The 12,983-nt window shown below is 33.0% G+C and carries 13 protein-coding genes; 5 read left to right on the forward strand and 8 right to left on the reverse strand.

Annotation, left to right across the window (positions count from 1 at the left end; genetic code table 11):
• Nucleotides 1-117: 117 nt before the first annotated feature.
• From tig to NKR20_RS12015, 3 genes are all read right to left on the reverse strand, one after another.
• On the reverse strand, nt 118-1,410 hold the full coding sequence (gene tig / locus NKR20_RS12005) for a trigger factor (RefSeq protein ID WP_121212802.1): 1,293 nt from the start codon (nt 1,408-1,410) through the stop codon (nt 118-120).
• Nucleotides 1,411-1,516: 106 nt separating this feature from the next.
• Nucleotides 1,517-2,518, reverse strand: a complete 1,002-nt coding sequence (locus NKR20_RS12010) for a tetratricopeptide repeat protein (RefSeq protein ID WP_121212801.1) — start codon at nt 2,516-2,518, stop codon at nt 1,517-1,519.
• Between the two features lie 274 nt (nt 2,519-2,792).
• Complete coding sequence (locus NKR20_RS12015; protein ID WP_121212800.1) at nt 2,793-3,677, reverse strand: NAD-dependent epimerase/dehydratase family protein; 885 nt, start codon at nt 3,675-3,677, stop codon at nt 2,793-2,795.
• 141 nt (nt 3,678-3,818) lie between these two features.
• Here NKR20_RS12015 and NKR20_RS12020 point away from each other — a divergent pair, with 141 nt between their 5' ends.
• On the forward strand, nt 3,819-4,331 hold the full coding sequence (locus tag NKR20_RS12020) for a DUF3231 family protein (protein WP_121212799.1): 513 nt from the start codon (nt 3,819-3,821) through the stop codon (nt 4,329-4,331).
• 44 nt (nt 4,332-4,375) lie between these two features.
• On the opposite strand, the gene NKR20_RS12025 is transcribed toward NKR20_RS12020, so the two are convergent.
• Both NKR20_RS12025 and NKR20_RS12030 read right to left on the reverse strand, forming a co-directional pair.
• A complete protein-coding gene (locus NKR20_RS12025; RefSeq protein ID WP_253426935.1) occupies nt 4,376-5,464 on the reverse strand; it encodes an acyltransferase family protein in 1,089 nt (362 codons plus the stop codon).
• A 94-nt stretch (nt 5,465-5,558) separates the two neighbouring features.
• Nucleotides 5,559-6,599: a Cj0069 family protein gene (locus NKR20_RS12030; RefSeq protein WP_253426936.1), complete on the reverse strand. Its 1,041-nt coding sequence runs from the start codon at nt 6,597-6,599 to the stop codon at nt 5,559-5,561.
• 168 nt (nt 6,600-6,767) lie between these two features.
• Between NKR20_RS12030 and NKR20_RS12035 the strand changes: the two genes are divergently transcribed.
• On the forward strand, nt 6,768-7,514 hold the full coding sequence (locus NKR20_RS12035; RefSeq protein ID WP_253426937.1) for a glucose 1-dehydrogenase: 747 nt from the start codon (nt 6,768-6,770) through the stop codon (nt 7,512-7,514).
• 229 nt (nt 7,515-7,743) lie between these two features.
• On the opposite strand, the gene NKR20_RS12040 is transcribed toward NKR20_RS12035, so the two are convergent.
• Nucleotides 7,744-9,021, reverse strand: coding sequence for an L-lactate MFS transporter (locus NKR20_RS12040; RefSeq protein WP_121212794.1), 1,278 nt, complete (start codon nt 9,019-9,021; stop codon nt 7,744-7,746).
• 539 nt (nt 9,022-9,560) lie between these two features.
• Nucleotides 9,561-9,983, reverse strand: coding sequence for a universal stress protein (locus tag NKR20_RS12045; RefSeq protein WP_121212793.1), 423 nt, complete (start codon nt 9,981-9,983; stop codon nt 9,561-9,563).
• 152 nt (nt 9,984-10,135) lie between these two features.
• Between NKR20_RS12045 and NKR20_RS12050 the strand changes: the two genes are divergently transcribed.
• Entirely contained in the window at nt 10,136-10,312 is a 177-nt protein-coding gene (locus NKR20_RS12050; protein ID WP_121212792.1) for an asparagine synthase, read from the forward strand.
• A gap of 441 nt (nt 10,313-10,753) precedes the next feature.
• Nucleotides 10,754-11,011 (forward strand): Parvovirus coat protein VP1-like protein, encoded by a 258-nt coding sequence (locus NKR20_RS12055; protein ID WP_121212791.1) that lies wholly within the window; start codon nt 10,754-10,756, stop codon nt 11,009-11,011.
• Between the two features lie 39 nt (nt 11,012-11,050).
• Here NKR20_RS12055 and NKR20_RS12060 read toward each other — a convergent pair whose 3' ends face one another.
• The gene (locus tag NKR20_RS12060; protein ID WP_253426938.1) at nt 11,051-11,806 is read right to left on the reverse strand and encodes a GTP cyclohydrolase II; all 756 of its coding nucleotides are present in this window, start codon (nt 11,804-11,806) and stop codon (nt 11,051-11,053) included.
• Between the two features lie 143 nt (nt 11,807-11,949).
• Between NKR20_RS12060 and NKR20_RS12065 the strand changes: the two genes are divergently transcribed.
• Entirely contained in the window at nt 11,950-12,975 is a 1,026-nt protein-coding gene (locus tag NKR20_RS12065; RefSeq protein WP_253426939.1) for a threonine aldolase family protein, read from the forward strand.
• The last annotated feature ends 8 nt before the right edge of the window (nt 12,976-12,983 follow it).

Consider the following 12,983-nt stretch of genomic DNA (forward strand, 5'->3'; position numbering starts at 1 on the left):
ATGTTTATGTATTAGTATGTTAAAACAAGGCACGGTAAAACGCCGTACCTTGTTTTACATGAATTTTATTGTAACATTATTTCAAAATTCTACTAGTATTTTGAATTGGTTTAGAAATTATTCTGTAATTTTAGCGTTTTCAACTAAAAATTCTACAGTTTTTTGAGTGCGAATATCATTTTCAAGAATTTCAGTGTTTCCACCTAAAGCTGAAATGATTTGCTCATTTGTCATACCGAATTGACCGCCCATTTTTTCTAATTCAGCGTTAATATCTTCTTCTGTTACTTCGATATTTTCTGCTTTACCGATTGCTTCTAAAGTTAAAGAAACACGTACGCGGTTTTCAGCTTCTGGACGCATTTGCTCATGAAGAGCTTGTTCATTTTGACCAGAGAATTGGTAGTAAAGATCTAAAGACATACCTTGCATTTGTAAACGTTGAGCGAACTCATCGATCATGCGGTGAATTTCGTTATGAATCATTGATTCTGGAATGTCGATTTCTGCGTTTTGAGAAGCTTTTTCCACTAACTCATCGCGTAATGAGCTTTCAGCATCAGCTTTCTTTTGTTCAGCAGTTTGTTCTTTAAGTTTAGCACGTAATGCTTCTAAAGATTCAACTTCTGGATCGATTTCTTTAGCGAATTCATCGTTTAATTCTGGTAATACTTTAGTTTTAACTTCTTTAACAGTTACTTTGAAAGTAGCTTCTTTACCAGCTAATTCTGCTGCATGGTATTCTTCTGGGAATGTTACTACAACATCTTTAGATTCTCCAGCTTTTAAACCTACTAATTGTTCTTCAAATCCAGGAATGAATGAACCTGAACCGATTTCTAGTGGGTAATCTTCACCTTTACCACCTTCGAATGCTACACCATCTTGGAAGCCTTCAAAGTCGATTACAGCTGTATCACCTTCAACGATCGCTTCGTCTTCTTTGATTTCTAACTCAGCTTTACGAGCTAATTGTTCTTGGATTTTCGCTTCGATTTCTTCGTCAGTTACTTCAACTGAAGCTTTTTTAACTTCTAAACCTTTGTATTCACCAAGTTTTGGTTCTGGTTTAACAGTTACTTTAGCAGTAAAAGTAAAGTTTTGGCCTTTTGCAAAGTTTTCAGTTCCATCGATTTCTGGGTAATCTACTGGAATAATACCAGTTTCGTCGATTGCGTTTGAGTACGCATCTGGAACTAAAATTTCTAAAGCATCTTGGTAAAGAGCTTCTACGCCGAAACGTTTTTCAAATAACGGACGAGGCATTTTACCTTTACGGAAACCAGGTACGTTGATTGTTTTTACTACTTTTGCAAATGCTTTATCTAATGCTTTATTTACTTCTTCAGCTGGTACTTCGATTGTTAATGTACCAACATTTCCTTCTTGCTTTTCCCATTTTGCTGACATTTATAATACCTCCAAAAATAGTTTACAATTGTTAGACAAACTACTCGTTTATACGATTTTGACAACCATTTTAGTATAACATAGTCTACAATAGTTTCAACTTTTTTCATACTTCTTGTAGTTCTGTTAACTTTTCAAGCATCTGTAAAAATTGGACAAGTTCGTAATCCATCTCTTGTACACTACCAAACATTGTTCTTACAAAATCAATATACGCTAACGCAACATCTTCATCATCATATTCCAACCACTCAAATGGATAGGTTACAATTGCATGTTTCGCAATTAAATATTCAACCATTTCTAATGTTGACGGTTCTTTCTGTAGTTTTTCTGAAATCATTTTCGTTATATTGATAAAATGCGGTAATTTAGTTGGTAGTTCTAAAGTACTTGGATTAACTACGCTGCTTTTATCTAATTTAGATAATCTTATTTCTACATTTACTTCTTGTTCTACAAGTAAAATTAAAATAATGCTTTTAATAAAAGGATGGGTTTGTTCATACTCTATAATTGATTTTAATTGCGTTACTAATGGACGGATATTTGTTGTAGTTAATTCATGAACTTTATTTAACTGTTCTGTTGGTGGTAAAGACAAAAAATTATCTATAGAAAATGCATCAGCATCAACTTCATTCCGCACATTATTGCTAATGTCTTCTTGCTGATTTTTATTCTCAGCAATATTTGCATTAAGTTCTTTTAGCCGTTGAAATTTCTCTATTTTATCGTTAGGTATAGCACCTTCTTCGATAAGAGACGTAATAATTTGTTCGACTTGTTTATATTGTTTTAACTGCATACAAACAGTTAAATATAATTCCATTATTTCTAAATACATCGTGGGGCCTAAACTTAAAACCCTTTCACAAATTTCCTTCGCTCTTTCAAAAGATTTCGTTTCATATAGGGAGTATGCGTAAACACTTAAGGTAAATTCGTCACCTTCACTATACTTCAGAGCTTCTTCAAAGGTTTCATTTGCTAAATGATATTGATAACTTTCAACATACTCATGAGCTTTTTGGATTAATCTTTCAACCGTCCCAGGAAATATTACGACATTATCGAATGTTGTGTATTTTTTTAGTTTTCTTTTCAAAACTTCTCACTCCCGGATGTCTACAAAATATTTCCATAGTATTTCTTCATTTTACCTTTTATTGAACATCAGAACAATACAATTATTTTGAGATTCGAATTATTTACCATTTCTGCAAATCTCCTCATTAATTCTGCCAAAATTGTACTAAGTTAACCAAGTATTTGCCTTCAAAATACATTTTTAATCGGTCATTTATAAATTACTTAAGCATAATATTCGTTCTAATTTACGAGAAAAAGGCTTGAAGAACCTTTATCTCCAAGCCATTTAATTAATTATTTTCTTTTGTAATGTCAAGAATTAAAGATGGTAACCAATTAAGTAATGTCTCACATGTAAAACCTGCATTCATGGATTTCACTTGAGACATATACCAATCATCTGGTAAAGAGAAGGGTGAAGTACTTTCGTTATCTTCTTCAACCACTATATTGGCTTTTTTCCCTACCATCTTTTCAATTAAAACCATTAATTCTTGCATAGATATAGTGCCTGTTGATGTGGCATTAAATGGCCCCTCAATATCTGATAAAAAGGCAAATTTTAAAAATTTAGCCGCATCATCTGATGAAATAAAAGACATTCGTGCATCTAGATTAATAAAATGAATTGGCTTTCCTTCTATGACGCGTTCAATATGATAATGTAAACGTCTTGTATAATCATCTAATCCTAATACAATTGGAAAACGAACAGCTACGATAGGAAAAGTTGCTTCTTGGAAAAATACAGCCTCAGCTAACCTCTTTCCTTCCCCATAAGAAAAATCTTGGCTATTACCATAGCGAATTTTATAGGTATATGGATTAAAATCTTCTTCAGTTAGCTCTTTTCCCAATAATCCATCATAGACACTCAATGTAGAAGTGAATATGTACTTCTTTGTTTTACCTTTAAATACTTCACAAGCAGTCAACGCCTCATTTGGAGAATAACAAATATTATCAAAGATGACATCCCAAGAGGTATTTTCAAATACTGTTTTAAATTCCTCGGAGTCAGTACGATCGACAATGATTTGTTGTACTTTGTCTCCAAATGGATGCGGAGTGATACCGCGCGTTGCGATAGTGATATCAAAACCATCTTCTATTAAAAGTTCCACTAGTCTTTTACCAAAAAAACGTGTTCCACCTAGCACTAATATCTTTTTCATAACACCCTCCCCAATTTTTGATAATTTTTTATTTTCTATCTCTTTTATTTTCTATTCCATAAATTGAATTCCTTCTAACATGTATAATTATTTGATACTTGTCTAGGCTAGTTCTGTACAATTAAACAAGGAGTGGTATAGATGGGTATTATGAGTAGAAATCCAAAAGAAGAGCCATTACATTATGGGGAAGTATTTACAATTTGGTCACATCTGTTATCAAACAATGGTATGGTTGCTGCCTATCAAACACTTTATAACCATACTGGAGATCAAGAATTATTAAAAATATTAGAAGAAGCTATTGTGGGTATTGAGGAAGAAAATAAAAAACTAAAAGAAATCTTAAAAGTAAATGGTGTTGGCTTACCTCCTGCACCGCCTGAACGACCAAATGCGAGACGTGATGACATTCCAGTAGGGGCAAAGTTTATGGACCCAGAAATCAGTGCAAAATTATCAGCCGATGTAGCTGCTGGCCTCGTTGCTTGTAGTACGGCAATGGGGATGTCAACTCGTGAAGATATTGCCTATATGTATGGTCAGTTCCATATGGCTAAAGCTCAACTGGGTGCAAAATTATTAAGACTAAATAAAGCAAGAGGTTGGTTAGTACCCCCACCATTACAAGTAAGCCCACATGATGAAAGATAATCTTTAGGATAGGAGACAAAACGAGTCTTCTATCCTTTTACTATTTAACCCTTTAATCCAAACAGTAAGCGTAACAACTCCACATTTCTAATAACAAAATGATATAAAAGCATAATAAGGATAAAAGATGTTGTAATTAAAACGAATGCTTTTATAGCAATAGGCCATGAAAGCTCATAAATAAAATATCCAACAGCAACAATGATTGGCTGGTGCAATACATAAAAAGGCATCGATGCTTCACTTGTATACTTCAAAAAATTATTTGAAAAAGTTAAATACTTATTACCTAAATAAAAAATGACTAATATCCAACTCCAACAATTGACTGTTTTCACTGCATAAAAAATAATATCTTGTATACTATTTTCTTTTGGGAAAGCAATCATAAACCAAACAATATAGATAACGGAAGTTGATAGTGCTATAGGCAATATCCATTTAAACGATGACACTAATGCAGGTTTGAACTCAGGACTCGATAAAAAGTAATATCCAAATATGAATGTCATGAAATAAAATATAATATCCCATCCACCAATACCCATTGTTTCAATCACACCCGATAAAAATAACAGAAACGGAAGTAAAACAAATAAACTTTTTCTAAACTTTCTCCTAGCTATTGTTTTAAATAATGGGACGGAAATGATTGAATAAACAAGTAGTACAAGTAAATACCAAAGATGCAGTCCCGAAAAAGCAAAATTTCCCCTTCCACCAATATCTAAATATAATCCATCAAAATAATGCGGAATAAAATTTATGAATGATCCTGAAAATTGATAATTTGTCACCCGTTCGATATAGACTTGTGGTGGGGATAATATAAACATCCCGAATAACAATGGTACACCTAATCGAACAAGTCTCTCTTTAATAAAATTTGATGTACTTCGATTGTTTAAGGAATAAGTAACACTAATTCCTGAGATAGCAAAAAATAACGGCATTAGCCATACTCCTAAAAATAACGAAAATACGAGTATCCCATTTGTATCTACTTCATTATTTTTAACATGCCAAGGAAACGGATTAAAAAACATTGAACAGTGATACAAAAATACTCCTAATGTTGCGATTACTTTAATCCAATCGTAATCATAATATCGAACTCTTTTGCCCCTCCCCATAAAACACCCCTATCCGTAATTACTATAATACAAAGAATATACAGATAGACATAAAAAGGAAAAAGTTATTTACAACTTTCTCCTTCTAAATAAATTATACAGTTAGTGTATTTTCCTTAATTGCTGCAATAATTTCTTCTGCCACATCATAGGCAAGTTCTAATTGCGAAGTAAACCCAACGCAAGAACAGTTCATTTCACCTAATATATATTCATCTTCTAAAGCTTCATTTGTATCTAGTATAAAGTCCGCTGTCCAAATGAGAGGTAGATCATAATTGCCAAGTAATGAACGTACTTCAGGTAATTGGCTTAAAAAACTTTCTACAAGATTTGACCATTGTTCAGGTGTATCATAACGGTACTCAGCTCCTGAGAAAAGAGTGGCACTAAATGCATCTTCAGTTTCTGCTGGTTTTTTATGAACAACATAAAATGGTTTATCGCGCAGCATAAATAGACGGATTTCTCCTTCTTTAATTCGCGGTAAAAAACGCATGTCCACAATCATTCCGTTTTCTCCAGCAATATATTGTTCACAATAATCAATGAATTCACCGAGTTGCCAATATTCAACATGGTTATCTTTTGCTTCCGTACATTTAATTTGGGCATCTAATGGCGCTTCATCTTGCCCCTCTAGCGCTTCAACTAACTGAACACGCCATATCCCTTCCCCAGTCGATCCACGATTTTGTTTTAATACTCGTTCACCATAAGCTAATGATTTCGGAAATTGTTGTCTAAAATTCTTCTTATCATAATAGGCAAATGTATCATCCGGAACTAATGTAGTTGTTTTCAGTTTAACTAAAACATCTTTTGATCCGTATCCAATCATTGCATCAGGATGTGGCATACCGATCACCCCATCTTCACAAAGACGTCTAAGCATTTGAAAATAACTTTGTTCCTCTTTTAAATTACCTGGATTAATGCGAGATACATATGCAATTCCATTTAAAGATACATAATTATAGATTTCTTCTTCTCGCGCTTTGTCATAAAAAATAACTTCTGCATCTACGCCTCGTTCCTTTAATGCATTCACCATCGGCATCGTATCTTTACGAAAACCATCTGCACCTTTGTCATTTCCACCTTGTACTTCAAAGAATACAACTTTACTTCTCATAAAAGCCCTCCTTTTTTCCATTTATTACTAATCATTATAAAGGAGAATAATCTCATTATTTTACAGTAATTGTAAACTTTATGTGTATTTTTAATTACCAGTTCTGAAATTTGTAAATACATATTATTTTAATTACATTAAATTAAGGATGAACTTAGGAGGTTAGATATGTTTCAAAATAAAGTTGTTATTGTCACAGGTGCTGCCCAAGGGATTGGAAAAGAGGTTGCAACTCAATATGCCAAATCAGGAGCTAAAGTTGTATTAGCCGACCTGAACGAACAATTAGGAGAAGCAATTAATGATAATTTAAAGGAACAAGGTTACAATACTACCTTTGTAAAAACCGATGTTCGCCAGGAAGCTGATATCATAAATCTTATGAAAACTACCGTCGAGCGATATAGTACCATCGATATATTAATTAATAATGCTGGTGTCTTTAAAATCTGCTCACCTTTAGATTTAGACATTGATAGTTGGGATGATGTAATCAATACCAATTTGCGAAGTGTTTTTTTATGTTCACGGGAAGCTGCAAAATATATGCGATTAAACCAAAATGGAGGGGCTATTGTTTCGATGGCTTCTACAAGAGCATTTATGTCAGAACCAAATACTGAATCCTACGCTGCTACTAAAGGGGGTATCATTGCACTTACACATGCTCTAGCTAGTTCCCTTGCACCTAACAAAATACGAGTAAATTGTATTTCACCTGGTTGGATTGAAACTGGAGAATACGAAAAATTACGTCCAATTGATCATCAACAGCATTTTTCCGGAAGAGTTGGACAGCCAATCGATATTGCAAAGGCTTGCTTCTATTTGACCGATGAACGAAACGATTTCGTAACAGGAACTAATATAACTGTAGATGGTGGAATGACGAAAAAAATGATCTATGAGGAATAGGATTTTACTATTTTTTCCCTGTACTAAAACACAAATATTCTGGTTCAACATGAATTTTTTTAAAATTGATACATTAAAGTTGACTTGAAATAACATCTGTATTACATTATAAAGGAATCGATTCTGTTGTTATATAACAATAAGCCACACTATTTTCTTTCTTAACATTAGAAAACCGAATAATAGCCATCTGCCAATGACTACTATTCGGTCCTTTTTGCCATATTTATTAATACGTAGTTGAGAGATCTCCAACTTTTTCTTTTTTGTCTTTTTCGATTTGTTTTTTCTTTTTATTAACTTCTGAACGAAGCAACAATGAAATTAATAATGAGATAGCAATTAGTCCTGTAAAGATATAGAAAACAGGAATATAACTATTAGTCATATTTTTCACTGTATTCACTAATATTGGACCAAAAATTCCACCTAGTGACCAAGTTGTTAATAAATAACCATGAATAACACCAAGTTGTTTCGTACCGAATAAGTCACTTGCGTAGGCTGGCAAGTTCGAGAAACCACCACCATAACAACTAACTACAAGGAAGATGAAAACTTGGAATAATAAAACGTTTGTTGTAAATGGTAATACTGCAAATGTAATGATTTGAATAACGAAGAAGATGACAAATATATTTGGACGACCAATATAGTCAGAAACCGCTGCCCAGATAAGGCGTCCCCCACCATTAAACATTCCCATTAAACCTACCATCGCTGCTGCACCTGCAACAGATAAACCTACAATTTCCTGTGCCATTGGAGATGCTACAGAAATCATCATAATACCAGCTGTTACATTCACTAAATGCATTGCCCAAAGCATCCAGAAGTACTTTGTTTTCACAGCTTCTCTAGCCGTCATTTGTGCTAAATCTTGTTTTACTTTTGTTTTACCAGCAGTAGCTGCATTTTTCATACCCTCTGGCATAAAACCTTGTACAGGGGGCGCGATATAAGATGCACCTAAAATCATTAACGTAAAGTAAGATGCCCCTAAAATAAAGTAAGTTGTAGAAATTCCTACGCCTTCCATTAAGTTCGCTGCAACCGGCGCAGTGATTAAAGCTCCAGAACCAAATCCTAATACTGCCATACCAGTCGCTAAACCACGACGATCTGGGAACCATTTTACTAATGTCGATACTGGCGCAATATAACCTATCCCCATACCTAATCCACTAAGAAGTCCATATGTTAGCCAATATAAAACTACAGAATCCATTAAAATTGCAAGTCCAGCACCTGCTTGTCCTGCTCCAAATAGAACAGCTGCAACCATCGCCGATTTTCTAGGTCCTAATTTTTCTACCAAACTACCAAAAAGTGCCGCTGCAAAACCAGCAAGCCCCATCATAATTGTGAATGCCACAGTTACATTCGTTTCACTCCAACCCATTTCTGTAACAATTGGCAGTTTATATACACTATAGGCATAAGCTCCGCCAATCGATAGGTGGATTGCAATAGCAGAAAGTGCAATTAGCCATCGATTTTTTTTCATATCTTCTCTCTTACCCTCTTTCTTTCTAAATGTGAAAAAGTTGTGACAACTACTTTACCAAGATAACATTAATAAAATATGAAAATCAATAGTTTTGCAGAAAAAATTATTTTTATAAAGTAGATTTTATCTGCAATAAGTAGAAGATAATTATATAAACGCGAAAATCAACTATATACAACATTATTCTGAAAATTGATATCAGTTATTATAAAATAATTTAATCATCTTATGTATATACAGTTTTTATAACGTTTTAATCATCAAGAATGTTGAGTTAATAACGTTTATAACTTAGAAATAAATAGTATAATCTAGAAAAAATTTATCAATTCATAGTTATTATGTTATGAAACAACTAATTTCGAACTCAATTATTACAGATATAAAATTATAATTAATTACCAATTAAAGATTTTTTGATAATATATTAAAAAAGTTGCAACATGACATAAATATGTAAACTTCATTTTCAATTGAATACTATTTAACGAAATAAAACACCTTTTAATGACTTCATTAAAAGGTGTTTTATATCATTATCTAACTATTAAAACATCATATTTAGAAAAACGAAGGATTCGTTCAGCAACAGAACCAATAATTAACTTTTCGATTTGGTTTACTCCCGTTGCTCCACAAATAAGTAAATCGATTTCAGGTAGTTGTGTTAAAATTTCTTTTGGCGATCCGGTCTCTACTTTTACTTCTACATTCAAAACCCCTGTAGTTAGAGCTTGTCCTTTTAATGCCTCAATTTTTTCTAATCTTTCATTCTTTAATTGATCTGCGTATTTTAAGTCATACGCAGCAATGGCACCAAATGATTTAGTATCAACAACATTTACTAGTTGTAAAATTGCCTCATTATTTTTAGCGATTTCAACTGCACGTTCAAATGCCTTGATGGATTGTTCAGAAAAATCAATTGCAACGGCAATCTTTTTATAATTATTTACCATATTCACCCTCCTTTGTTAATCAAATCATATTCGATATTTATATTTTTAACAAGAAAACTATTAATTAAGTAGTGTTTGTATATAAACAGTGTTATTACAAATAATAAAAAAGGTGTTTTATCACCTATAACAACGATGTGGAGGGATATGTAATGAATAACATTCGTGAAGGCTTAATCCCTACAGTATTAGGGTCAGCTGTTACCGCTGCTGGATACGCAATGAAACAAAAAAGTGGATCTAACAAAATGTTAGCAAACACTATTTTCGGATTCGGCTTAGCACATATTGTGTTAGGGGCAATTGACCTTGTTGAGCATCGTCGTTAGCTTAAAGGAGAGCGCAACGATTGTGCTCTCTTTTTTTACCTTTTTAGTTCCTTCAACATTAGATATCAAATCTAGATAATTGATAAATAGAAGAAAAATTAAGGTAAACGTATGGGAGAACTCTTTGTAATTTTGCTTATTGTACAAATTATTGGGAATGTCATTTACTTTTTTAAATGGTTTAAGATGACGACACGGGAAAGAGAATGGGATCGTAAAAAATCAAGAAGAAGCAGTTATGACTCTGGTTCATCCGATTCTTTTTGGTCCTTTGACACTAGCAGTTCGGAGAGTGGAGGGGGATATGATTAATTATTCAAACACACATGTTAACTATTCTATCAAAATAAAAATCTCTCAACAAACTAATATATCTGCCCTTTTCTGTTCTCTTTTTTTACATAGTTTATAGTTATAATTATGGAAAATAGAGGTGTTACGATGGCCCGTTTATTTGGTTTTTGTTATCCTGGTTATCGTTATTGTGGGCCTGGTTGCAGTGGACCTGGAGCACCGACGAATCCAGTAGATGCATGTTGTAAGTACCATGATGAATGTTATAGATATTGTGGAGATAAAAAATATTGTGATGAACTATTCCAGCGCTGTTTATATCCATATATCAACCCCTATAGCAAAATGGGGAGAGATGCTAGAGTTTTCTCTAGAGCGATTCATTTAAAGAATTTCTTTTTCTAAAAACCCTTCCTTAAATTTGGAAGGGCTTTTATTTATTAATCAATCATTACAACATGTCCCATCTTCATTTAAATGTCCAGATCGATTGATTTTTGTTTTTAAGTAATTTTTATTATGTTCAGAAATATCGCCCCACAATTGCTTCCTTCCTGCTACAGGGAGCCCAGATGCTTGTAATGCTTCTATTTTTTTAGGGTTATTTGTAATTAGTGTAACTGGTTTAATCCTTAACGCTCGTAAAACACGAATTGCATCATCGTAATTTCGTGAATCATTCACAAACCCTAACATATGATTTGCATCCACTGTATCATAGCCATTTTCTTGTAAAATATAAGCCATCGCTTTACTAAATAGTCCGATCCCTCTTCCTTCATGATTTGCTAAATAGAACAATGCTCCCGTTCCATGTTCTACAATCATTTTCATTGATTCTTTTAATTGGTATCCACAATCACATCGTTTACTACCAAAAATATCGCCGGTATGACAAATGGAATGCAACCGAATAATTGCATCTTCCCCATTTTTAAAGTCTCCATAAACTAGTACACTTGATTGCTGCCGTTCTGCTAAATTTACTGAAGACAATTTATCAATAATCTTTTGAAAATCTTCCGTCACTTCTTCGCAATTTAACCAACAATACCACTGAAAAATAACTGTATTTCCATATAAATTAACTGGTAAGTTTACTGGACCAACTAAATAAATGGCACCTTTTTCGTTTTGTATGAGTTTAATTTTATTTTCTAAAATAGATAACACTTTACTATTTAAATTTACCTGTGCCAATGCGTTTTCCTCCTTCTTTGCTGTTAGTTTGGTTACTTTAGTAAAATTTATGTCACACCGTCATTGAAAGGTTAAGATATTCAGTTGAAAAATGAAGTGATATACTATGAAATACATATATAGAGAAAATGAGGTAAAATAGAATGAAATATAGTTTTCGTAACGATTATAGCGAATTATGTCATCCCGAAATTTTTGAAGCTCTTATAGCAGCTCAAAAGGAACAAAATAATGGATATGGCTTAGATAAACATAGTGAAAATGCGAAAAAGCTAATTCAAGAAAAATTGGAAACGAATAATTGCGATATTCATTTTGTTACAGGTGGAACACAAGCAAATGCAACGGTAATATCATACATATTACGACCATATGAAGCGGTACTAAGTTGTGAATCTGGACATATTAATGTACATGAAACAGGGGCCATTGAAGCAACTGGCCATAAAGTCTATACAGTTCCAGGGCAAGATGGAAAATTATATCCGATTGATATCATCAATGCACTGAAAACTCACACAGATGAACATATGGTGAAAATCGGGATGGTTTATATATCACTATCTACTGAAGTTGGAACTGTATATAGTGTTTCAGAGTTAAAAGCTTTATATGATTGCTGTAAAGAAAATAATCTTTATTTATATATAGACGGCGCTCGTCTTTCAAGTGGTTTAGCAGCAAGTGATGTCGAGTTTCACTTGTTAAAAGATCTATGTGATGTTATGTATATTGGTGGAACAAAAATCGGATTGATGAGTGGAGAAGCCATAGTCATTTTTAACGATCAATTTAAACCTTATTTCCGTCATCATATAAAAAATAAAACTGCTATGTTGGCAAAAGGATTTGCAATTGGCATTCAGTTTGAACGTGCATTCCAAGATAATCTATATTTTGAAATGGGAAAACATGAAAACGAACTTGCATATTTTTTAAGTAATGAACTTAAAACTTTAGGCGTACCTTTACTTAGTGAATCACCTACAAATCAAATTTTCCCTATATTTAGTAAAGATCAAGTTGAGGAATTAAAAGAACTTTATGATTTTGAAATATGGGGAGAAGTAGAAGATAAAATTGCTATCCGCTTTGTTACTTCTTGGGCTACAACAAAAGAAGCATGCATTGAACTAATTCAAGATATTGAGAAAATCATTTCAAAATAAAAATAAAA

The organism is Ureibacillus endophyticus (genome assembly GCF_024159215.1).
In the GTDB taxonomy this organism is placed as follows: Bacteria; Bacillota; Bacilli; order Bacillales_A; family Planococcaceae; genus Ureibacillus; species Ureibacillus endophyticus.

Bases quoted from the DNA above. Each gene is read 5' to 3' on its own strand.
- NKR20_RS12050 (WP_121212792.1), top strand. From the start codon at position 10,136: ATGAATAACATTCGTGAAGGCTTAATCCCTACAGTATTAGGGTCAGCT.
- NKR20_RS12055 (WP_121212791.1), top strand. From the start codon at position 10,754: ATGGCCCGTTTATTTGGTTTTTGTTATCCTGGTTATCGTTATTGTGGG.
- NKR20_RS12015 (WP_121212800.1), bottom strand. From the start codon at position 3,677: ATGAAAAAGATATTAGTGCTAGGTGGAACACGTTTTTTTGGTAAAAGA.
- NKR20_RS12030 (WP_253426936.1), bottom strand. From the start codon at position 6,599: ATGAGAAGTAAAGTTGTATTCTTTGAAGTACAAGGTGGAAATGACAAA.
- NKR20_RS12045 (WP_121212793.1), bottom strand. From the start codon at position 9,983: ATGGTAAATAATTATAAAAAGATTGCCGTTGCAATTGATTTTTCTGAA.
- NKR20_RS12025 (WP_253426935.1), bottom strand. From the start codon at position 5,464: ATGGGGAGGGGCAAAAGAGTTCGATATTATGATTACGATTGGATTAAA.
- NKR20_RS12035 (WP_253426937.1), top strand. From the start codon at position 6,768: ATGTTTCAAAATAAAGTTGTTATTGTCACAGGTGCTGCCCAAGGGATT.
- NKR20_RS12040 (WP_121212794.1), bottom strand. From the start codon at position 9,021: ATGAAAAAAAATCGATGGCTAATTGCACTTTCTGCTATTGCAATCCAC.
- tig (WP_121212802.1), bottom strand. From the start codon at position 1,410: ATGTCAGCAAAATGGGAAAAGCAAGAAGGAAATGTTGGTACATTAACA.
- NKR20_RS12020 (WP_121212799.1), top strand. From the start codon at position 3,819: ATGGGTATTATGAGTAGAAATCCAAAAGAAGAGCCATTACATTATGGG.
- NKR20_RS12065 (WP_253426939.1), top strand. From the start codon at position 11,950: ATGAAATATAGTTTTCGTAACGATTATAGCGAATTATGTCATCCCGAA.